Annotated in this window: 22 protein-coding genes and 1 tRNA gene; 12 read left to right on the forward strand and 11 right to left on the reverse strand. The window is 58.5% G+C overall.

Features of this window, described 5'->3' with window-relative positions; translation table 11 throughout:
• Positions 1-20: 20 nt before the first annotated feature.
• The 7 genes from HY29_RS18260 to gluQRS all read right to left on the reverse strand — a co-directional run bounded on the left by HY29_RS18260 (position 21) and on the right by gluQRS (position 7,480).
• Positions 21-1,424 carry a S41 family peptidase gene (locus HY29_RS18260; RefSeq protein ID WP_162176670.1) on the reverse strand — a complete coding sequence of 468 codons (1,404 nt, stop codon included), beginning with the start codon at positions 1,422-1,424 and terminating at the stop codon, positions 21-23.
• A gap of 46 nt (positions 1,425-1,470) precedes the next feature.
• The gene (locus tag HY29_RS18265) at positions 1,471-2,070 is read right to left on the reverse strand and encodes a TetR/AcrR family transcriptional regulator (protein WP_051601113.1); all 600 of its coding nucleotides are present in this window, start codon (positions 2,068-2,070) and stop codon (positions 1,471-1,473) included.
• A 47-nt stretch (positions 2,071-2,117) separates the two neighbouring features.
• Positions 2,118-3,218: a Zn-dependent alcohol dehydrogenase gene (locus tag HY29_RS03895; protein ID WP_034792651.1), complete on the reverse strand. Its 1,101-nt coding sequence runs from the start codon at positions 3,216-3,218 to the stop codon at positions 2,118-2,120.
• Between the two features lie 70 nt (positions 3,219-3,288).
• A complete protein-coding gene (locus HY29_RS03900; RefSeq protein WP_034792654.1) occupies positions 3,289-4,056 on the reverse strand; it encodes a hypothetical protein in 768 nt (255 codons plus the stop codon).
• A gap of 14 nt (positions 4,057-4,070) precedes the next feature.
• Positions 4,071-5,657, reverse strand: a complete 1,587-nt coding sequence (locus tag HY29_RS03905) for an alkaline phosphatase (protein ID WP_034792657.1) — start codon at positions 5,655-5,657, stop codon at positions 4,071-4,073.
• A 72-nt stretch (positions 5,658-5,729) separates the two neighbouring features.
• Entirely contained in the window at positions 5,730-6,632 is a 903-nt protein-coding gene (locus HY29_RS03910; protein ID WP_034792658.1) for a DMT family transporter, read from the reverse strand.
• Positions 6,629-7,480: a tRNA glutamyl-Q(34) synthetase GluQRS gene (gluQRS, locus tag HY29_RS03915; protein WP_034792661.1), complete on the reverse strand. Its 852-nt coding sequence runs from the start codon at positions 7,478-7,480 to the stop codon at positions 6,629-6,631. The genes HY29_RS03910 and gluQRS overlap by 4 nt, the downstream gene beginning before the upstream one ends.
• A 133-nt stretch (positions 7,481-7,613) precedes the next feature.
• Between gluQRS and HY29_RS03920 the strand changes: the two genes are divergently transcribed.
• Positions 7,614-8,681: a hypothetical protein gene (locus HY29_RS03920; protein ID WP_034792663.1), complete on the forward strand. Its 1,068-nt coding sequence runs from the start codon at positions 7,614-7,616 to the stop codon at positions 8,679-8,681.
• A 7-nt stretch (positions 8,682-8,688) separates the two neighbouring features.
• Here HY29_RS03920 and msrA read toward each other — a convergent pair whose 3' ends face one another.
• Positions 8,689-9,345, reverse strand: coding sequence for a peptide-methionine (S)-S-oxide reductase MsrA (msrA, locus tag HY29_RS03925; protein WP_034792665.1), 657 nt, complete (start codon positions 9,343-9,345; stop codon positions 8,689-8,691).
• Between the two features lie 107 nt (positions 9,346-9,452).
• Here msrA and HY29_RS03930 point away from each other — a divergent pair.
• Together HY29_RS03930 and HY29_RS03935 are read left to right on the forward strand one after the other, a co-directional pair.
• Positions 9,453-9,542: transfer RNA gene (locus tag HY29_RS03930), tRNA-Ser, on the forward strand.
• A gap of 194 nt (positions 9,543-9,736) precedes the next feature.
• On the forward strand, positions 9,737-11,248 hold the full coding sequence (locus HY29_RS03935) for an acetyl-CoA hydrolase/transferase family protein (RefSeq protein WP_034792667.1): 1,512 nt from the start codon (positions 9,737-9,739) through the stop codon (positions 11,246-11,248).
• A 10-nt stretch (positions 11,249-11,258) separates the two neighbouring features.
• On the opposite strand, the gene HY29_RS03940 is transcribed toward HY29_RS03935, so the two are convergent.
• Complete coding sequence (locus HY29_RS03940; RefSeq protein ID WP_034792670.1) at positions 11,259-11,954, reverse strand: aspartate/glutamate racemase family protein; 696 nt, start codon at positions 11,952-11,954, stop codon at positions 11,259-11,261.
• Positions 11,955-12,251: 297 nt separating this feature from the next.
• Here HY29_RS03940 and HY29_RS03945 point away from each other — a divergent pair, with 297 nt between their 5' ends.
• The 8 genes from HY29_RS03945 (at position 12,252) to HY29_RS03980 (ending at position 18,649) form a co-directional block, all read left to right on the forward strand.
• On the forward strand, positions 12,252-12,734 hold the full coding sequence (locus HY29_RS03945; protein WP_034792673.1) for a hypothetical protein: 483 nt from the start codon (positions 12,252-12,254) through the stop codon (positions 12,732-12,734).
• Between the two features lie 60 nt (positions 12,735-12,794).
• Entirely contained in the window at positions 12,795-13,421 is a 627-nt protein-coding gene (locus tag HY29_RS03950; protein WP_034792676.1) for a phosphoribosylanthranilate isomerase, read from the forward strand.
• A gap of 100 nt (positions 13,422-13,521) precedes the next feature.
• Positions 13,522-14,733: a tryptophan synthase subunit beta gene (gene trpB / locus HY29_RS03955; protein WP_034792679.1), complete on the forward strand. Its 1,212-nt coding sequence runs from the start codon at positions 13,522-13,524 to the stop codon at positions 14,731-14,733.
• Positions 14,734-14,791: 58 nt separating this feature from the next.
• Positions 14,792-15,187, forward strand: coding sequence for a VOC family protein (locus tag HY29_RS03960; RefSeq protein ID WP_034792682.1), 396 nt, complete (start codon positions 14,792-14,794; stop codon positions 15,185-15,187).
• 55 nt (positions 15,188-15,242) lie between these two features.
• Complete coding sequence (gene cutA / locus HY29_RS03965; protein WP_034792685.1) at positions 15,243-15,563, forward strand: divalent-cation tolerance protein CutA; 321 nt, start codon at positions 15,243-15,245, stop codon at positions 15,561-15,563.
• The gene (gene trpA, locus HY29_RS03970; protein ID WP_034792688.1) at positions 15,563-16,390 is read left to right on the forward strand and encodes a tryptophan synthase subunit alpha; all 828 of its coding nucleotides are present in this window, start codon (positions 15,563-15,565) and stop codon (positions 16,388-16,390) included. The genes cutA and trpA overlap by 1 nt, the downstream gene beginning before the upstream one ends.
• Positions 16,391-16,418: 28 nt before the next feature.
• Positions 16,419-17,399 (forward strand): acetyl-CoA carboxylase carboxyltransferase subunit beta, encoded by a 981-nt coding sequence (locus HY29_RS03975; RefSeq protein WP_051601114.1) that lies wholly within the window; start codon positions 16,419-16,421, stop codon positions 17,397-17,399.
• The gene (locus HY29_RS03980) at positions 17,396-18,649 is read left to right on the forward strand and encodes a bifunctional folylpolyglutamate synthase/dihydrofolate synthase (RefSeq protein WP_034792692.1); all 1,254 of its coding nucleotides are present in this window, start codon (positions 17,396-17,398) and stop codon (positions 18,647-18,649) included. Before HY29_RS03975 ends, HY29_RS03980 begins: the two co-directional genes overlap by 4 nt.
• Positions 18,650-18,652: 3 nt before the next feature.
• Here HY29_RS03980 and coaBC read toward each other — a convergent pair whose 3' ends face one another.
• Together coaBC and ubiB are read right to left on the reverse strand one after the other, a co-directional pair.
• Positions 18,653-19,885 carry a bifunctional phosphopantothenoylcysteine decarboxylase/phosphopantothenate--cysteine ligase CoaBC gene (gene coaBC / locus HY29_RS03985; protein WP_034792695.1) on the reverse strand — a complete coding sequence of 411 codons (1,233 nt, stop codon included), beginning with the start codon at positions 19,883-19,885 and terminating at the stop codon, positions 18,653-18,655.
• A gap of 128 nt (positions 19,886-20,013) precedes the next feature.
• Positions 20,014-21,528, reverse strand: coding sequence for a 2-polyprenylphenol 6-hydroxylase (gene ubiB, locus HY29_RS03990; protein ID WP_034792698.1), 1,515 nt, complete (start codon positions 21,526-21,528; stop codon positions 20,014-20,016).
• An 81-nt stretch (positions 21,529-21,609) separates the two neighbouring features.
• On the opposite strand from ubiB, the gene HY29_RS19135 reads away from it, so the two are divergent.
• Positions 21,610-21,783, forward strand: coding sequence for a hypothetical protein (locus tag HY29_RS19135; RefSeq protein WP_155838198.1), 174 nt, complete (start codon positions 21,610-21,612; stop codon positions 21,781-21,783).
• The last annotated feature ends 12 nt before the right edge of the window (positions 21,784-21,795 follow it).

A 21,795-nucleotide genomic window follows, 5' to 3' on the forward strand; every position in this document is an offset into this window, starting at 1 on the left:
GCTTGCTTGCTCCCGGTCCTTCAGCAAGTCTCGTCCTCTATGCACGAGACGAGTTGTTTCAGTGATGTAAGGTGGCTCTCAATAGGCGGATTCTCGGCAAACAGGGGTAGGGTTATCTCGGGTTCGATGCCCCGACCCTCATAAACTGTGCCGTCGTTAGACGAAAAAATCTCGTTCGATAGTTCAAGGTACCAGCCATTTGGCAGCGGCTTGGCAAGTGGAGTGGAGAAGGCCCCGCGGGTCCTCTGACCTGCAAGCGTTACATGAGGTAATTGTTGCAACATCATTGTGGTAATCTCGCCACCGGATACCGTGACATCACTGGTGATGACATAGACCGGCTTTGTATAAACCAGGCCATCACTGTAAGGAGCAATTGTATAGGTGATAAGAGGATCTTCGTTCCAGTCCGTACGCACGGAATAGGCCTCAAGGGGGGCATCCAGGAAGCGGCTGGCAATTGCGCGTGTGATTGCATCATAGCCGCCTCGATTGTTGGATAAATCCAGGATCAGGGCATCCGTGTCGCCAAAATTGGCGAAGGCCTCATCAAACAGATTGTGCAAAGCAATGATCTCGTCATTTTCCCATTCTGGTGTTCCAGCCTCATGCCCGGTCGTAAAGCCACCCATGGTGAAGATTTGGATGTATCCAATATGTCCATTGATTGTGCCGTGGATGAACCGCTCGTTGCCGGTCTGAACGGCGCCTTTGTCCAGCCAGGCCATAAGATTATCCAGTATACCAACCAGCCAAGGAGATTCTCCTATGCTTTTGCGCACTTTTGGCAGGGTTTCGCCCAGCCCGAATTGAATTCGGTGCGGCGTGCCATCAATTGTTGCGATCAGTTTTGTGTGGGAATCCTGAAGTGGCTTCAGCATGTTTGCGAAGAGATTGAGGAGATCCTCTTCACTCATGTCAGGGGTGATCTGTTTGCGCGATTTGGATGTTATTTCCGACCAGTCGACCCCGCGTACATCAAAGAAGGCGTAGTGCTGCTGGAAGGCTGAGGCGAAAATTTCGAACAGGGCGGCTGGGTCTGTGATCTGTGCATCAGTACAGCGATCCGGCATGCGCTCCAGTCTGCTGAATAGGGCGTGTCCATCCGAGGGTAGATATTCAAACTTGGCTGTGTCGGCATCCAGAGGGGTGAAGTATTTGTATTCAATCTGTCCCATCATGGTTGGGCCGTCCTGCCGGGTGGGATAGCAGGCTGCCGGAGTATCCTGCCAGCGCGTGATGCCGTCAGGTGTAATCTGAAGTATCCAGCCGGATTCCTGCGAACGCCATATACCGAGCGCTGCTGGCAGCACGGTCTCATTATGCATGATCAGATGTCTCTCAGGCTCTGGCGGCGCAAGCGAGACCTGTGTGCAGGCAGTAAGGGCAAAGAAGAGACTTGAGAAGACAAGAGATGTGCGCATGGGATTTCCAAAAATGACCATGGTCATTTTTATTGCGGTTTCTTCTTCAGGGCAATCCCCTGCGGGCAGCCATGTCGGCAAGGGCCACAAATCGCGTTTTCAGGTCAGACATAATTTCATTCTGCCGGCCCGTGACAACGCATTGGCGGACCGTACCCGTAAACAAAGTCAGGTAGAGATCTCCGAGTGCATTCACGTCAGTATCGGGCGGCAGGTCTCCTCTGGAGACAGCCTGTTTTGCAAGAGAAATATAATGATCGCGTACGGCTCGGTCATTCTCGGCCTCTACAGCCTGAATGGATAATGTCACGGGGGAAAGTTGCGTCGTGGCTTGCCAAAGCTGTGGTGACGACGAAGTCAGGCCGATTGTTCGGCGCGCTAATTCAAGTGTCGCTTCTGCCAGGGGGCGTTTATCATCTGCGGGCGATGCGGCCATGACATCGGCTATTAGGCGTCTGTACCATTCGGCCAGGATATCTGCCTTGGCGGGGAAGTGGTTAAAGAAGGTGCCCTTCGCAACGCCGGCTTCTTGAGTAATTTCATATACTGTGACCGCATCGTATCCCTTGTTGTCGAATAGATTCAGGGCAGACTGATAGAGGGCGTCAAAGACTTCTCTTTTCTTCTTGTCGCGTTTGCCTGCCATAAGGTCCGGTCCTTGTCTGACATTGCAGAAAGGACCGGTTCTTGTGTCTAGTCAAACACCACAACCTGGCGGGCGACTGTGCCTTTATTGTCTTTCAGGTTCTGCAGTGCGCCGGTAATGCCATCGAGCCCGATCCGGTCGGAGATCAAATCATCCAGGTGCAGCTTGCCCTGCTTGTAGAGTTCGATGAAGCGCGGGAAGTCTATGCGGAAACGGTTCGATCCCATCACAGCGCCTTGAAGACGTTTCTCTGTCACCAGAAGTTCGATACCCGGTACTTCGATGTTCACGCCGGGTGTGATCATGCCGACGATTGTCGCAACGCCCCGTGGACGGAGCATGTGGTAGGCCTGTTCGGCGGTCTGCTTTAGGCCGACACACTCAAAGGCATAATGAACGCCGCCCTTGGTGAGCTCTTTCACCGCTTCAATCGCATCAACCTTGCCCGGGTTCACTGTATCGGTCGCGCCGAAGCGGACGGCCATTTGCAGTTTCTCGTCTGACAGATCCACGGCAATGATCCGGCTCGCCCCGGCAATGGCGGCGCCGTTGATGGCCGCCAGTCCCACGCCGCCGCACCCAAGGACGGCCACGGTTGAGCCGGGCTCCACTTTTGCTGAATGGAAAACCGAGCCGACGCCCGTCACCACGCCGCAGCCGATCAGGCAGGCGCGGTCCATAGGCATGTCCTTGTCGATCGCGCACAAGGCGTTCTCGTGTACCAGGATCTGTTCGGCAAAGGAGGAAAGGTTCAGGAACTGGCCGACTTTCTCTCCCTTGATGGAAAGCCTTGGGGCTTCTGTCGGCGGACGCTGGAATTTCTCTCCGTTCACGGTGTGACAGACAGACATGTGGCCGGACAGGCAATATTCGCATGTGCCGCAAAAGGGCGAGAGGATTGAGATGACGTGGTCACCCGGCTTCACGGCTGAAACCATGGAGCCGACCTCTTCCACGATCCCAGCGCTTTCATGGCCCAGGATGACTGGCAATTCGGCGGGAAAGTTTCCATCCCAGAAGTGAACATCGGAGTGGCAGACGCCGACAGCCTTCAGGCGGACCAGCACTTCTCTAGGTCCTGGTTTGGAAATGGTGACGTCTTCGATCGACAGGGGCGCATTGGGCGCGCGCATCACGGCAGCTTTCATGGGGTTCCTCCGGTTTTATATTTTATGCCGGAAGCATTGCCGAGAATGGTGCGATTGGCGAGTCCTCTCGCTACGAGAGGCTGGGGCTTGTCAGGGTGCGCCAAGGGTCTGTCAGAAGCTTTCGATCTTCCGCATTGAGCAGGCCCGGCGCTCCAAGGGCCATGGTGATCTCGACCAGGCAGAGGGCCGCGCTTGCCCAGGGCTCCACAAGGTGAAGGTCCGGGTCTTCTTCGGGGCCACCCTCGGCATACATCGCATCATCGCCTTGAATGCGCCAAGCCTGCGCAACAACAGCGCCGAAGACTGTTCGCAACCCTCGGCCGACAGGAGAGAAGGGGCCTTCGCTGCCAATCGAAATGATGCCTTCCCACTCGGTATACTCCCGGCTGGAGGGGGTCAGCCCTTCCCAGTTCAGCCAGGCCTTGGCATAGGCGCTAGCTGCGCCGGGAGCGCGGTGTTCGGCCAGAAGGTCAGCCTCCTGATAGGTGAGGCCGCTGGCCCGGTCGGCCACCCAGGCGACCGCTTCACCATTCGGACCGAACAGAGTGTGCGCCGGAAGCCGTTCGACAAGCCTGACAGCGGTCGCGCGGGTAAAGTCACCTTCATCTTCCTGCGGTGCGTTGGCGTCTATAACTTCTGCGGTCCACAAGGTTCCCGGCCAGTCTGACAGGATGATATCATCCGTATTGTGGCTGACGACGATATAGGGCGGTTCAGGTTCGGGATTGCGGATAATGTCACCCGGGCGGGCAGTGCGGAACCGGTCATCCCGCTTGCTGTTGGCCACATAAACAAAGCCGGTGACCGGTCCATCTTCCCTGTAGGTAAATTTTACCAAACCTTGCCGTGTCCTTATTCCGCCTCAGGTTCCGGGCCCGCAACAAGTCCGGAGGCTCTTCCCATAACGTGGAAGATCTCGTTTTGCTCCATCACACCGGAAACAAGTTCTGAGCCGGGGCCGGTCGCGAAGATGGCGACATCGTCGCCGCCATGGGTTTCTGAGCCCATGAACACGAGTGAAGGCTGTTGGAAGTTCGGGGCTGTCGTATCGACATCGGTGAGATCTTCACGGGTACAGTCCGGCTCACCTTCGACCATACGGCAGGCGGTCATTCCGCTGGCATAAGACAGGGTTGTGTAGGGCTTGCCGTCCTGCGCCATCATATGGTCGTCGTCGAGGCCGGTATTGACCTTGCCGAGGATCGGGTTGCCCCGCTGGGGGTAGCCGGAAATGGTCATCGTGTGGCTGTGGTCGGCGGTGACAATGATCAGCGTGTCGTCATTGTTGGTCATGTCCATCGCCGTCTTGATGGCCTGGTCAAACTCATCGGTCTCGTCGAGGGCACGGGCGGCATTCACGCCATGGTGGGCATGGTCGATGCGGCCGCCTTCAACCAACAGAACAAAGCCGTCCGGATTCTGCGACAGGCGTGTGATGGCCGCCTTGGTAAGATCAACCAGGGAAGGCTCTCCGGCCGTATCTTTGGCGCGGTCCATCTCGAACTGCATGTGCGAGCGTTCGAACAGACCGAGGACTTTCACATCCGAGGTGAAATCTGTGGCGGCGAAACCGGCCTCATCGGTGATGTAGACATGGTCAGGGCCCTTGGCGACCCATTCGGCGGTCAGGTCGCGGCCATCCTTGCGGCTGCCCATCTTGCCTTCGTTTTCCGGGTCAGCTTCGGCCTCGGTCAGGAAGGCTGAGCGCCCGCCGCCCATAGCGACTTCGAACCCATCGCCTTCGGGCCATTCGATTAGCTGGCGGGCAATGTCCTTGCAGTCACCTGCATCGCCGCCTCTGAGGTCTGCGTCGGATTCCCAGTCGCGGTTCGGGGTTTCCGAATAGGTGGCACCGGGTGTTGCATGCGTGATGCGAGCTGTGGAGACGATACCGGTGGCCAGGCCTTCGCGCTCGGCGAGGTCGAAAATGGAATCTGTGCCGTTGCCTATCGAGCTAGCGCAATTACTGCGCGTGGCTTCCTTCAGCACGCCCAGTGTGCCGGAATTGACCTTGACGCCAGAGGTCATGGCCGTGGCAGTGGAGGCGGAATCTGCGACCTGATAATCGTTGCTGTAGGTTTTGGACAGCGCCATGTAGGGCAGGGTTTCCATGGTCAGGCTGTAGGATTCACCGTCGAGCCCACGTTTCTGGCCAGCATAGATGCGCGCGGCCGTGATGGTGGGAATGCTCATGCCATCGCCCACAAACAGGATGACATTCTTGGCGGGCTTCACGCCGCGTGTAGCGATTCTATTCTGAACGGCGGCTGCGGCGGACTGGAAATAGGCGTCTTCGGCCTGAACGGGCGTCGCGCCAGTGCGGTGCAGTGTTGGGGCAGGTTGCGGCGTCTCTGTGACCGACACCGTTTCCGCTGGGGCGACGCAACCAGCTACGGTCAGGGCGGTCAATGATACAAGGGAAAGGGCAATGCGGCGCATGGGATATCTCCAGTAATATGGCTTTGCGGCGGGCATAGACGTATTTCGTGACAGTAATGCTGCGTCCGGTGTTCAGTCCACCGCTTGTGGCTTACGGCCGCGCTGGGCCAGCCAGACGGCGAACAGGATCAGCAGGCCGCCAGATGCCTGCAGTGACGTCAGTGTTTCTCCGAACATTTTCCATGAGACGGCCGCCGCGACGACAGGCTGCAACAGAATGATGACGCCTGCGACGGATGTGGGCGCACGGCCCAGCCCGGTGATGATCAGGCCCTGGCCGATGACGTGAATGAAGATGCCGAGGACCATCGGCACTCTGAAGCCCGAAAGGTCTTCCGGCATGAAGCTTTCGCCAAAGGCTATCACCATGCCAGCGGCTACGAGCGCCTCGACAAGGGTCAGCCAGAACAGGGTTTCCAGGCCGTTCATGCTGCGCCGGGCGAGCTTTGAGCACAGGAAATAGCCAGAGACACATAGTGCTGCGATAATGGCGATACGGTCCCCCGCAAAGGAGGCGCCCTTGTCTGCTTGTCCGCCAAGCGAAAGCGCGGCAGCGCCGGCGACTGCCAGGACAACGGCCAGGAACCAGATCGGCGCGGGGCGTTCCTTCAGGAACAGCCAGGCCAGAAAGCCCACGCACACGCTGCCAATATTCACGATGAAGGTTGCATTGGATACGCTGGTCAGGGTGAGGGACCAGTGCCAGAAGCCGATGTCGAGAGCGAAGCAGATACCGGCCAGAATGGCAAATATATTGGGCTTGCCCGGTGCTCTGCGCTCGAACACCACAACAAGGATCAACAAGACAGGCAGGGCAAAAACATAACGCCAGAAGGCAATCGCCTGCGGACCCATATCTTCCAGGCCGAGCCTTAGCGCGATAGGCGCAAAGCCCACCGCGACGGCGCCGCCCATCAGCATGAGCACACCGAGCCATTCCCGCTGGGCGGGTGGTGAAATATCTACGCTTGTCATGAAAGGCCTGTCATTGCGCGAATGTCTGTCGGCGTCTTGCCGTCTTCGCGCCATGCACGCAATCCCCTGTCTCCAAACCGCTTTGACAGTTTCTTCCCGTCCGGCCCCATGATGAGCGGATGAAAATGATAAAGGGGCTGTGGCCACTCCATCAGGGCCTGCAACAGGGTATGAACGGATGTCATCTCCCGTATGTCTTCGCCGCGTATGATATGGGTGATGCCCTGGAGGGCGTCATCATGGCAGCAGGCGAGGTGATAGCTGGTCGGCGTTTCCTTGCGACCCAGCACGACATCCCCAAACGGGGCAGGATCTGCTTTCACGCCATGCAAGCCATCCGGGCCGAACTCGGTATAGGAGAGATCATCATAAGCAGAGCCGAGCGTGTCCCGTGCGGCAGACAGGGATAACCGCCACGCAAAGGCGTCTCCGCGCTCAAGCCGTTCGGCCTCTTCTGAGGCGGGGAGCTGAGCACCTATATAGGCCGTCATCTCAGATTCGGGTTCTGCGTCCAGAATTTCCGCGATCTCACGGCGCGTTTTGAAGCAGCGATAGATCAGGCCTCGTTCCCGCAGGGTTTCCAGACAGGCTTCATAGTCCTCAAAATGCTCTGACTGGCGGCGGATGGGACCGCTCCATTCCAGGCCCAGCCAGGTCAGGTCTTCCAGTATTGAGGCTTCATATTCCGGTTTGCAGCGCGTCTGGTCGATGTCTTCCATACGGAGCAGAACGCGCCCCCCGGCAGCGTGTGCAAAGCCCCACACGCAAAAGGCCGAGGCCGCATGGCCGAGATGCAGATGCCCGGTGGGTGAGGGCGCAAACCGTGTGATGAATTCGCCCTGTGGCATTCCTGCCCTTCTTGTCCGAACTGTTGCCTGAAAGGCGAGTGTAATCATCTGAGGGGCGAGCTGAACAGCGTTTATCAGTTGCATGCATCAAGCAAGAACCGTATCGCACGGATAGACAGGAGGTCCGCCCTGAATGCCTGTGCTTGCATGGTTTGATACAGCAGAAACCTGGGTTCAGGAGCATGTCCTGCCCGGAGGAGAGATGGCTGCGTTCGGCTTTGTGATGATGTTGCTCATCATCGCTGCAGTGGTCGTCATCCTGTTTGTATTGCTGGCCAAGACCGTGCGACGGGCCCTGATGGAGTCAGGCCTGCGCCGGGCCGCGAAGGACAAATCCCCCGGTTATCGTATCCTGCTTGCGCCGCCAGGCGGACTGTCTGGTGCCAAGGCGGGCAAGTGGCTGATGTCGGCACTGCAGGACCATTTGGGCGCATTCAATTTCGGTGCTCCGTTCAAGCTGTTTCGTACCTCGCACATACCCGGCGGCCTGGAAGGGCGGGCGCTGGCCAGGGCCCGTCGACGCATGATTGTCTCCCAGGCCGACATGTTCCTCTGGACAGAGCGCACCGGGCGCGGGGATGAAGGGTTTCTGATCCACGGTCTAAGTCGCGGTGGCGGCTTGCGAGCAGAAGAAGCGCGGCCTTTCACGCTGGCGCTGCCGGGACGGATTAAGAATCTGGATGGTCAGTTGCCGCGGATCGCGGCCTATTTCCTCGCGCGGGAATTGCAGCCTGCCCTCGCAAATCCGCAATCCTTCCGGCCGGAGAAAATGAAGCTTCTCGCTGAAGCCCTCGGCGAAATGCTGGATGATTGCGCATCGCTGTCGCCTGTCTTGCTGCGCAGGCTGGAGGCGGATTTCTGCGCAACGGGGGTACACGTGGCAGAGCAGGCCGGAGACCTGGACGCGCTCGACAGGGTGCTGCGCCTGCGCCAGGGCCATCTTCAGGCTCCGCAGACCGATAGAGATTCCTGGCGTGTGGTTCAGTCTCATATGGACATCGGCCGTGCACTCATTGCCCGGTCCATGGTGCAATTCGACCGCAAACAGGTGGAAGATGCGATCTCCCACCTGTCAAAAGTGATTGAGGCCCTGCAGGCGGATCCGACGATTCAGCGCGCGCAAACGGTCTCCGACACGATGGCCAAGGCCAAGAACATGCTGGAGACGCGCAAGCGCTTTGCCGTGAATTTCGGAGCCTAGACAGTCGTCAGGACGAGACGCCCAGACCGATCGGGCAGGACACGCCTGTGCCGCCCATACCGCAATAGCCATTCGGGTTCTTCGCCAGATATTGCTGGTGATAGTCTTCGGCGAGATACACCTTGTCCACCGGCCTCACTTCCGTCGTGATCTTTGCGGCACGGCCGGATGAGGCGAGCGCCTTTTCATAGGCAGCAATCATCTCGCGGGCCGTTTCGGATTGCGCGTCAGACGTTGTGTAAATGGCAGAACGGTATTGGGTGCCGATGTCATTGCCTTGACGCATGCCCTGGGTCGGGTCATGGTTTTCCAGGAACAGCTTCATCAGCTCTGCAAAGCTGACCTCTTCCGGATTGAAGATGACTTCCACGATTTCCGTATGGCCCGTTCCGCCTGAGCAGACTTCGTCATAGGTCGGGTTGGGCGTGATACCGCCAGCATAGCCGACACGGGTCAGCCAGACGCCATCCTGTTGCCAGAACTTCCGCTCGGCGCCCCAGAAGCAGCCCAGCCCGAAGACGGCGGCTTCATAACCATCTGGCACAGGGCCCTGAAGGTCACGTCCGAAGACATAATGAGTGCTCGCCGTAGGGATCGCGGAAGGGCGCCCGGGCAGGGCACTCTGGGCATCCGGCAGGGGCGCGGGTTTCTTTGAAAACAGCATATCAGTTTCCCTTTCTGCAGCTGATATGGGTTTGGCTGCCCAGAACGGCAATCACGGTCTTGCGATCTGCATGGTCATCCGCTATTGGCCTCCATTCTGCTGAGCGCGGTGAGGTGGCCGAGTGGTCGAAGGCGCACGCCTGGAAAGTGTGTAGGCTAGCAATAGTCTCCAGGGTTCGAATCCCTGTCTCACCGCCAGCAGATCTTTCAGACATGGTATTTTGGCGCGCTCTCGCATGAGGGCGCTGGCCTGATCTGCAATCCCGCATATCTGCCAACACATGACAAAGTGCATCCGGCATGCTCTCAGGCTTGGTTCAAAATTCTAGCATAACACGGGGTATAGTGTGCTGGCCGGTATGGCCTGATGCTCTGCTTCAAGGGAATTGAACATGACGAATAGCCGAATCCAGCATCTCGCCTTGCGTGATCGCATCATGAGCGCCGAGGATGCGGCGAGCCTTATCACCAATGGCACCACGATCGGGATGAGTGGTTTTACCGGTTCCGGCTATCCGAAATCCGTTCCGCTGGCGCTCGCGGCGCGCATTGAAGCGGAGCATGCCGCCGGCAATCCCTTCAAGGTGAAAATCTGGAGCGGCGCATCCACAGGCCCTGAATTGGACGGCGCCCTGGCCAAGGCAGATGGTATTGAGTTTCGCCTTCCCTACAATTCAGACCCTATTGCGCGCGAAAAGATCAATGCGGGCGAGATGAATTATTTTGACCTGCATCTCAGTCAGGTCGCGCCGATGGCCTGGCAGGGCTTTTTGGGAAAGCTGGATACCGCTGTGGTTGAAGTGTCCGGCATTGCCGAGGACGGCGCGCTGATCCCGTCCTCCTCGATTGGCAATAACAAGACATGGCTCGATCAGGCCGAGACCATCATTCTTGAGGTAAATCGCTGGCAGAGCGAAGCCCTCAACGGGATGCACGATATCTATTATGGCACGGCCCTGCCGCCGAATCGAAAGCCCATTCCCCTTGTGCGCCCGGATGACCGGATCGGGGAGAAGTATTTCCGCGTAAATCCCGACAAGATTGCCGCGATCGTCGAAACCGAGGCGCCTGACCGCAACTTGCCCTTTGCCGAACCGGATGATGTCGCGACGGCCATTGCCAAGCACTTGCTGGACTTTTTTGCCCATGAGGTGAAGAGCGGGCGCCTGCCAGCTTCCCTGCTGCCGCTGCAATCAGGCGTGGGCAACGTTACCAATGCGGTCCTGACCGGACTGATGCACGCGCCCTACGGAGACATGACGGCGTACACGGAAGTTATTCAGGATGGCATGCTGGACCTTTTGGAAGCGGGCAAGCTGCGTATGGCGTCTGCGACGGCATTCTCGCTTTCCCCTGAGGCGGCCCTGCGCTTCAACCGTGATGCCAGGAAATTTCACGACAAGCTGATCCTGCGCCCGCAGGAGATTTCCAATCATCCGGAGCTTGTCCGGCGGCTTGGCTGTATTGCAATGAACGGCATGATCGAAGCCGACATTTTCGGTAATGTGAACTCCACTCACATCATGGGCTCGCGCATCCAGAACGGTATCGGCGGCTCGGGAGATTTTGCGCGCAACGCTTATGTCTCAATCTTCATGACACCCTCCACGGCAAAGCAGGGCAAGATTTCGGCCATTGTGCCGAAAGTCTCCCATGTCGATCATATCAACCAGGATGTGCAGGTAATCGTGACCGAGCAGGGGCTGGCGGATTTGCGCGGCCTCAGCCCGAAACAGCGCGCTGATGTGATCATCGAAAATTGTGTGCACCCGTCCTATCGGGATGCGATCCGGGATTATTACCGGCGGGCCCGGCAGACTTCCTTCGGCAAGCACGCCCCGACCTTGCTGAATGAAGCGCTGTCCTGGCATCAGCGTTATGTGGAAACCGGGACTATGCTGTAGCGCCCGCTTTTCAGAGGGACAGCCTGAGCAGTTCCTCGGCCATCTTGTACCCTTCGCGCATGGGTTCGATCACGGGCAGGCCATCCTTTTCAAGGATTGGCTTCATGTCTGCCATGCAGGTGCAGCCGAGCATGATTGTGTCCACTCCGTCATCTTTCAGCGCATCGTGGCAAACCTTTTTGACAGTTTGCATGGGTACATACTGACATGCCTGCATGCCGGTTATGAGATTATCATCCTGACCCATTGTCGCCAGATCATTGTCTTCCGACATGAAGTGTATCTTCCTGGGGGTTCTCTCGACATCAGCGGCACCGAGAACGTGCTCATAGATGAATTTCATCGCAGGGGGCCAGAGTGTGACGATGGAATATTTCGGGCTTATCAAGGTGGCGGCACGAATGGCGGCGCTACCCGACCCTGCGACCGGAATTTTGATGCTCTGTCGCAACTCTTCCAACCCATAGTCACCGACGGTGTTTACATACACAGCATCATATCCCGCTTTTTCTGCGGCGATACCGGCGGCAAGGTAGGCTTGCACGGCTTTTTCACGCGCTGCCGGGGTCGAAGGGAACACGGATCCTGGCACCGGCAGCAGAACCGGCTCTATGTCTGAGGACGCAACGTCTCGTATGGCATCGGGAATGCTGGTTTCTTGAACATTGGAGTCTCCCGTTCCCAGAACGGCGATTTTCAGGGACATTGCAAACCTCATACTGACAAGTCGCAAGTATGGTATATCATTTGGGCGGCTTGTCAGCCTTCTGGGCAGTATTTTTTTGCGGCGGTATTCCAGCCCGAAGGTGGTAAGTCCGTATAAGGATTTGTTGTGCCGTATCTGACGTTCAGACGGATGTTGGTGTCAGGACTCTTAGGGGGCGCTCTTGGCTGTCATTAATCAATTTCAGCGGTGCAATTACTTTACGGATTTTGAGTTAATATTAACGAATGAGGTGAATTCTAGGCATCTACCTATCAAGCCCTTGCCAAGGATTTTGCCATGCTGAAGCGTGTCGCCGCCTCTCTTGCCGGAACCCTCATGATCGGACTTCCGGCCCTCGCTCAGGATCTGGTTGTTGAGCAGACCTTCGAACGCGCCATCGTCATCGAAGACGAGGAAGGCGGCGTCGAAATGGAATTGCTGCCTGCGGACGAAGTGAAACCTGGCGAACAGCTTTTCTACTCGGTGACCTATATCAATGACAGCGAAGAGCCTGCGACAGATGTCGTTCTGACGCTGCCAGTCCCGGAAGATGTCAGCCTTCTGGAAGACTCCGCTGTTGCGGAATATGACGAGGCCTTTGTGGATTTCTCGATCGATGGCGGCAAGACCTACATTTCGGGCGCGCGCCTTGTGTCTGACAGTGCCACCCCGGCGCACCTGGAAATTCCTGAAGAGATTACGCACATGCGCTGGACCTTTAGCCAGGAAATCGCACCAAAGGATTCCGGCCGGATTTTCTTTGCGGCCATCCTTAAATAGGCTCCGGCTTTAACCATAGGCGATTGACCGGCAGGCCCTGCCTGACGTAACGCCCTTGCCATGACCCAGGTAAAGATTTGCGGCTTGACCGATCCGGACCTCGTGCGCTTCGCTGCGCAGAAGGGGGCAGACTGGATTGGCTTTGTCTTCGTTGAGGCAAGTCCCCGTCACGTGACAGAGGCGGCGGCCGCGACATTGCTGATGCAGGCAGGGCGCGCCGTGCCCGTCGCGCTTCTGGTCGACCCCGATGATGCTCAAATCCAGCGGATCGTCGCTCTGGGTATTCGCACCTTGCAGTTGCATGGGTCTGAAACGCCTGAGCGTGTGACGGCGATCAAGGCAGCGACGGGAGTAGAGGTGTGGAAGGCCTTGGGAGTTGCCGCGCCTGAGGATCTGGAGCGGGCCGCGCTGTATACGGCTGCAGACCGCCTGCTCATTGATGCAAAACCTCCACACGGCGCTGATCGCACGGGTGGTCATGGCCTCGCTTTTGACTGGACGCTTCTGGAGGGCTGGAGTGCGCCGAAGCCCTGGCTGCTGGCTGGCGGGCTGACGGCCGAAAACGTGGCTGAAGCCATCCGGCTGACAGGCGCGCCGGCTGTTGATGTTTCTTCAGGCGTCGAGCGGCTGAAGGGGCTCAAGGACCGCGCCCTGGTGCAGGCCTTCATTGAGGCGGCCAAGGCGTAGCAGAAATCTTACGTGTCGCAGCCATGTGTCACCGCTACGCTTTCCTTGGCCAGCCCTTCGGTCTAAGTACACACGCGTGATTGCAAGGAAAGCAGGACAAATGGATTTGCGGAATACATGGGACCAATGGCCGGACGTGAATGGCCGTTTCGGAGAGTTTGGCGGTCGGTATGTGGCCGAAACGCTGATGCCGCTCATCCTTGAGCTTGAGGCCGAGTACCGCAAGGCCAAGGAAGATCCAGCCTTCAAGGAGCAGATGGACGATTTATGGACCCATTATGTCGGCCGTCCATCCCCGCTTTATTTTGCCGAGCGCATGACCGAACATTTCGGCGGCGCGAAGATCTACTTCAAGCGCGACGAGCTGAACCATACCGGCGCGCACAAGATCAATAACTGCCTGGGTCAGGTTCTGTTGGCCATGCGTATGGGCAAGACCCGCATTATTGCAGAGACCGGCGCGGGCCAGCACGGCGTTGCAACGGCAACGATCTGCGCGCGCTTTGGCCTGAAATGCGTCGTGTTCATGGGCGAGACGGATGTCGAACGCCAAAAGCCGAACGTTTTCCGCATGCGCCTGCTGGGCGCCGAGATTGTTCCTGTCTCTTCCGGAACCGGCACGCTGAAGGATGCGATGAACGAAGCCCTGCGTGACTGGGTGACGAATGTGGAAGACACTTTCTACTGCATTGGCACGGCAGCGGGGCCTCATCCGTATCCGGAGCTGGTGCGTGATTTCCAGAGCATCATCGGCAAGGAAGCGCGCGCTCAGATTCTTGAGCGCGAAGGCCGCCTGCCAGACGTCGTGATGGCGTGTATCGGCGGCGGGTCCAATGCAATCGGACTGTTCCATCCCTTCCTGGAAGATGAAGGGGTGCGTATGCTGGGTGTCGAGGCTGCGGGCCATGGCATTGAAACCGGCGAACATGCGGCCGCCCTGAATGGCGGCAAGCCGGGTATCCTGCATGGTAACAAGACTTATCTTCTGCAGACGGATGACGGGCAGATCGTGGATGCGCATTCGATCTCTGCCGGGCTCGACTATCCGGGCATCGGGCCGGAACATGCCTTCCTGCGTGACTCAGGCCGGGCGGAATATCTCTCCTGCACCGACAAAGAGGCGCTTGAAGCCTTCCAGCTCTGTACCCGTCTGGAAGGCATCATTCCGGCGCTTGAGCCCTCGCACGCCATTGCGCGCGTTGGCGAGGTGGCCAAGGAGTTGGGGCCTGATGGCTTGATCGTTTTGAATATGTGCGGCCGGGGCGACAAGGACGTGTTTTCTGTCGCCAAGGCGCTCGGTGTAGACATGTAGAAGCTGTGGGGGTGGCCCCTCAGCCGCCCTTGCGCGAACAGAAAAAGGGGAGGGGCAGATGATCTCCCACATTACGCTTGGAACGAATGACCTGGACCGTGCGGTCGCGTTTTATGACCCGATCATGCAGTCGCTGGGTCATGTTCGTGTGCCATTTGAGCGGTCGGACCCCTTCATCATGTGGAAGGACCCGTCGATGGACCGGCCATTGATTGCCCTGACCCGCCCGGTCAATGGCGCGCCACATGAGCCTGGAAACGGCCAGATGGTTGCCTTTGTGGCTCCGGACCGGCCGACAGTAGATGCGGTGCATGCCCTGGCCATGGAGGCGGGCGGACAGGATGAAGGCGCGCCGGGTTTGCGCCCGCTGTATCATCCAAATTATTACGGCGCGTATTTCCGTGATCCGGACGGCAACAAGATTTGTATCGTCTGCCATGACGCGGTGGACTGAGACGGTGTAAGATGCTCACTGTGTTTCACCTGAATGAAGTCTCTGGGGGATTGATGTGACAGACCTTCTTCTCATTCGCATTACCTGTCCCTCGCGCCGTGTGGCCGAAGAGATCGGCGATGCTGCGATTGAGCATCGGCTGGCAGCCTGCGCAAATCTGGAAGGGCCGGTGTCTTCCACCTATCGCTGGAAAGGTGTGGTGGAGCAGGCGTTCGAGTTCATTCTCTGGCTGAAAGCGCCCAAAGCGAACTGGGACCGTGTTGAAGCTCTGGTCCTGACACACCATCCTTATGATGTGCCTGCAATGGTGGCTTTGCCTTGCATTCAGGCGAATGCGCCTTATGAGGCGTGGGTTCACGAGAATACGGACACCTGATGCCTACTTCCCGAATTTCTGATGCCTTCGCCCGTGCCAAGGGCGAGAACCGCGCCGCTTTGGTGACATACATCATGGCAGGCGACCCTGACCTGGAAACCAGTTTTGAGGCGATGAAGGCTCTGCGCGACAATGGCGCCGACATCATTGAGCTTGGCGCCCCGTTCACAGACCCCATGGCCGATGGTGCGTCCATCCAGAAAGCCGGCCTGCGTTCGCTGGCCAAGGGCACGACATTACGCGACACGCTGAAACTGGCCGCGCGCTTCCGTGAGGAAGATCAGACCACCCCGCTGATCCTGATGGGATATGCCAATCCTGTTTTCCGCATGGGCTATGGCGAATTTGCCAGCGCGGCTGCCGAGGCGGGCATCGATGGCACGATCCTGGTCGATTTGCCGCCCGAAGAGGATGGCGAACTGCGGGAAGAATACGCAAAACATGATCTGTCGGTCATCCGTCTTGCGACGCCGACCACCCACGAAGCCCGCATGGCAAAAGTTGCCGAAGGGGCGAGTGGTTTCCTCTATTTTGTTGCTGTGACGGGAGTTACAGGGGCTGGAAGCGCTGATCCAAAAGCGATTTCTGGGAACATTGAGATGGCCAAACGCGTTTCAGGATTGCCCGTTTGTGTAGGCTTTGGTGTCAAATCTGGCGCACAGGCTGCAGAAATGGCTAAAATCGCTGATGGGGTTGTCGTAGGCTCCGCTTTCGTGGACCATGCTGAAAAGGCCCATGAATCAGGGGATTTTTCCAGTGCGCCGCGGGGAATGGGCGTTCTGGCGCAAGAGTTAAGCTCGGCAATCAAAGAGGTTGCCAAGCCCTAATAATGAATGCCGCCGAGGAGGTTGAGGCATGAACTGGATTACCAAGGTCACCCCGCCGGGCCTGAAGACCATGCTCGCGAAGAAGGATACGCCCGACGATCTGTGGGTGAAGTGTCCTATTTCCGGAGAGCTGGTCTACAAGACCGATCTGGAGGAAAACTGGTATGTCACGCCTGCTGGCGCACATCTGCGCATCAGCCCGCGTACACGGTTCCGCATCCTTTTTGATGATGAACGCTGGGAGCCGATCGAGCTGCCTTCCGTTCCGCATGACCCACTGAAATTCAAGGACGACAAGCCTTATCCATCGCGCCTGAAAGCGGCGAAGGCCAAGATTGCCGCGCGTGAGAAGAAAGAAACTGATCAGGGCGGATCTCCGCTGTTGCAGGATGACTGCATGGTCGCGGCCTATGGCAAAGTTGGCGGTGTGCCGACAGTCGTCCTGGTTCAGGACTTCGCCTTCATGGGCGGGTCTCTTGGCATGGCCGCCGGGGAAGGCTTTATCGCAGCCGCGCAGATGGCGCTGGCGCGCAAGGCCGCTTTTGTCGTCTGTACCGCATCCGGCGGCGCGCGCATGCAGGAAGGCACGCTCAGCCTTATGCAGATGCCGCGCACAACCCTGGCCATCAATGAATTGGCCGAGGCAAAGCTTCCTTATGTTGTCGTCCTGACAGATCCGACCTCCGGCGGTGTATCTGCCTCCTATGCGATGCTGGGCGACGTTCATATTGCTGAGCCGGGCGCCATGATTGCGTTCTCTGGCCCGCGCGTTATTGAGCAGACGATCCGCGAAAGCCTGCCGCAAGGCTTCCAGAGATCTGAATTCCTGCGCGAGAAAGGTCAGGTCGATATTGTCTGCGATCGGCGCAAGCTGAAAGAGACCGTAGCGCGCGTCCTGAGCCTGCTTCTGCCGAGCACCCGGCGGCGCGAAGATCGCATTCCGGCCTCGCTGACCCCGCCAAAAACGCATGAGACGCAGGCGGCGAAAGGGAAGGGCAGCACTGCTTGATTGGGAACAGTCCAGCCCTGGCGGAGGCGTTGGGGCGGTTCGAAGGGCTCTATCCTGAAACGATCCATCTCTCGCTCGACCGCGTCCTGAACGCGCTTGAGGCGATGGGGCGGCCTCAAGACAGATTGTCGCCTGTCATCCATGTTGCCGGGACAAATGGCAAAGGCTCTACCTGCGCCTTCATGCGTGCGATGATGGAGGCGGCAGGCCTCAAAGTACATGTCTTCAGCAGTCCGCATCTGGTGCGTTTCAATGAGCGTATCCGGCTGGCAGGAGAGATTGTTGATGATGAGCGCCTGATTGCCTGGCTTGAACGGACGTATGAGGCAATCAAGGGCCTCGAAATCACCCATTTTGAAGCCACAACAGCGACCGCTTTGCTGGCCTTCTCTGAAGTTGCCGCTGATGTGCTGATCCTCGAAGTCGGGCTTGGCGGCAGTTATGACGCGACCAATGTCATAGATGCGCCTGCGCTCAGCGTGATCACACCCGTAGATTTTGACCACAAGGCCTTTCTGGGGTCAGACCTGCGCAAGATTGCGCGGGAAAAGGCCGGGATTATCAAGGCAGGCTGTCCGGCGCTGACGGCGATCCAGCGCAAGGTATGCGACGAAGTCATCACGGCGCGGGCAGAAGAATTGGGCGCGCCACTTTATCGCATGAAGGCGCATTTTATTGACGCCATGCCCGCGGAATTGGGCCTTATCGGAGAGCATCAGCGGGCGAATGCCGCGCTTGCAGGAATGGCTGTGCAGCTTTTCGGCAATTCGATCCGCATCAGTCAGGAAGAGATATTTGCGGGTGCGCGCAATGCGACCTGGCCTGCCCGGATGCAGATGCTGAACCCGGGACCGGTGACCTCACTGGCCGAGGGACGGGAGGTCTGGCTGGATGGCGGACATAATCCGCATGCGGCCCGTGCGATTGCCCGGCATTTGCAGAAACTGCCAGGTAAGACCGCTTTGGTCTCTGCCATGCTCGCGTCCAAGGATGCGACCGGCTTTTTCATGCCGTTTCGTCAGGTGCGCCCTCAAGTATTCACCCTGCCAAATGCGCCGGGGCATCAGGGTGCAGAACCACAGGATCTGGCCGAGGCAGCAACCACTGCGGGATTGGAGGCGACAGGCTGTGACAGTCTGGAAGAGGCGATGAAAGCCGCCATCGCCTCAGGCGCGGACCGTATTCTGATTTGCGGGTCGCTTTATTTGGCCGGTGAGGTACTGGCCCGCAATGGCGAGCCACCGGTCTAGTCGTTACTCTGCGGCGAGTTTTGCGCCCGCGCCGCCATCGCCAAGGGTTACGGCGATACGAGTGGCCAGCTGGCGGGCGACATCTTCCTTGCCCATGCGCGGCCAGCGTTCAGACCTGTCCCGCATTATCAGGACGATCTCGTTCTCAGCGCCGCCCATGACATCTCCGGACACATCATTGGCGACGATCCAGTCGCAATTCTTGCGGGCGAGTTTTGCTTCGGCATGCTCTTCGACATCATGCGTCTCAGCGGCAAACCCGATCACCAGATCCGGGCGGTTCTTGCGCTTGTGGGCAATTGTTTTGAGAATGTCCGGATTCTCGATCAGCTCCATTGCGGGATGTTCGCTGCCTGCGCCCTTGATCTTCAGTTTTTTCGTTGCTGCGCGCGCCGGACGCCAGTCTGCGACGGCGGCCACCGAAATGAAAACATCCGCCGGCAGAGCCTCTTCGCAGGCCTTCAGCATTTGCCGCGCGGTCTCGACGGGCACGAAGTCGGCGCCCGCTGGAGGCGTCAAGGCGACCGGGCCGGAGACAAGGGTAACGCTCGCGCCAAGCTTGATCAGCGCGTCGGCGATAGCATAGCCCTGACGGCCGGAGGAATGATTTGAGAGGAAGCGGACGGGGTCCAGAGGCTCACGGGTCGGGCCCGCCGTAACGAGGGCGTGTACACCCTTCAAAGCGCCTGCATTGTTACCCTGCAGGGCACGCTCGATCTCAGACACGATGGCAGGAATCTCAGGCAGCCGGCCTGGGCCGAACTCGCCGCAGGCCATGGCGCCTTCATCTGGCTCCATCACGGTCACGCCGTCTGCCCGCAGGGTCTCGATGTTGCGCTGGGTGGCGGGATGTTGCCACATGCGGACATTCATCGCCGGCACGATCAGAACCGGTTTGTCCGTTGCCAGCAGGGTTGTCGAGGCGAGATCATTGGCGAGGCCTGCTGCTGCCTTGCCCATCAAATCAGCTGTGGCCGGGCAGACGACCACAAGGTCAGCCGAGCGCGACAGCTCGATATGGCCCATCTCGGCTTCTTCATTCAGGTCAAAAAGTTCTGTGTAGACCTTGTCACCCGACAAGGCGGAGACAGACAGCGGCGTCACGAATTCCTGGCCGGCCTTGGTCAGGATACACCGGCAGGCAATATCCCGCCGGCCCAGCTCGCGGATCAGCTCCAGGCTCTTATAGGCGGCAATTCCGCCAGATATGATCAGGAGGATACGTTTCTGTGTCATCTTCCGCGCTCTAGGTCTGAGCTTGTTTTATCGCAAATTTCTTGCCGTTACCCCATGAAAACCCTGTGATTGTCGGCACTGCGTTAAGGAATGCAAGGCTTACAGCAGGATTTGGGGCCTGATGGGGCTTATTTGAAGGCCCAGACGGCCAGGCCAGAAAGAATGGCAATCAGGCCGAACCAGCCCCACCAAGGTGCAAACCGGCGCGGCGGCGGGGGAGGCGGCGGCGGTGGCTCAAGCGACGCTTCGAACCGGTCCATCACTTCCGGCAGGCGTTTCAGGCGGTTTGTTACCTCCCGCAGATTGCCGGATATCAGCTTGGCCGCGCCTTCGGGGCCAAAGCTCTTGCGGATCCAGCCACCCACGACAGGCTCTGAAGCAGTCCAGATATTGTGGGACGGGTCAATCGCCCGCGCGACGCCTTCCACCTGCACCATGGTTTTCTGAAGCAGAACGAGTTCCGGCCGCAGAGACATGCCAAATGTGTGCGTATAGTCGAACAGCTGCAGCAGGATGCGCCCCATGGAAACGTCTTCGGCCGGTTTGCCGTGCACAGGTTCCCCAATGGAGCGCAAGGCCTGGGCGAAATCGCCAACAGACTGATGCGCAGGCACATAGCCCGCCTCGAAGTGTACTTCGGCGATGCGCCGATAGTCGCGCTTCAGGAAGCCCCACAGGATTTCTGCCAGGAAGCGGCGCTCTACCAGGCCAATACGGCCAATGATGCCGAAATCGACCAGTGCAATCTTGTTTTCAGGCGTGATGATGATGTTGCCTTCATGCATGTCCGCATGAAAGACGCCGTGCTCAATGGCGTGGGTCAGGAAGCCTTGCGTGATGTCATTGGCCAGCTTCTTGCGGTCAATGCCGGGCCGGTCCAGTGCAGCCGGATCTGTCAGCGGCGTTCCGTCGATCCAGTCTATGGTCAGCACGCGGCGTCCCGTCCGGTCCCAATCGACCTTTGGAACGATGAAATGGCCGGATTTCTGGCTGATCTCGCGCATTTCGTCCGCGCCGCCAGCCTCAAGGCGCAGGTCGGTCTCGCGCATCATGGCCGCGGCGATGGTTTCGGTGAAGGCAACAGGCTTCAGGCGCTGGCTCTCGGCGGAGATGCCTTCAATCGTGCGGGCAGCGCGCTTCATGGCCGACAATTCTGCACTGAGGCGTTTTTCGATGCCCGGGCGCAGGATTTTCACCGCGCGGTCGCCATCCGGCAGGCTCATGCGGTGGACCTGTGCAATGGAGGCGGCGGCGATCGGGTCCGACAATTGATTGAACAGCCGCTCAGCGTCTTCCGCGCCGAACTCCTCTACCAGTGAGGCGCGCGCGGCCTTCATGGAGAAGGGGGGGAGTTTGTCCTTCAGGCGGCCAAGATCCCCTGTCACCTCAGCGCCAAATACATCTGGCCGCGTCGCCAGGAACTGGCCGAGCTTGATGTAAGCGGGCCCGAGCCTTTCCAGGGCAATTGCCAGACGTTCGCCCGGCCGGCCTTTCGCGCCGCCGCCAAAGATGCGCAGCGTGCGTCCGGCTATGCGTGCCGGCAGCGGCAGGCGGCTCTGATAGGCGCCCGGCAGGATCACATCATGACGCGCGAGGGCAATGCCAGCCCGCATCAGGCGGCGATAGTCGGAAATCACGCCCATATCTGCCCCTTTTCGTGGCTGGGAACCCGAAACCGGTTAAGGCGTTTCCACACTGATGAAATATAACAAAAGGAGGCTGTCATGGCCGATGTAAAATCGTCTGGAAACAATGGGTTGATGTATTTTCTGGCAGGAGGCTTACTGGTCGGCCTGATCGCCTTTGGAGCGTATTACTATGCCGAACACTCATCGGCAAACCGGGCTGATGTGACGATCTCTGTAAGCGAGAACGGCATCGCCATTGATGGCAATTAGGTCTCTCAGGCA

The organism is Hyphomonas beringensis, from assembly GCF_000682755.1.
GTDB lineage: Bacteria > Pseudomonadota > Alphaproteobacteria > Caulobacterales > Hyphomonadaceae > Hyphomonas > Hyphomonas beringensis.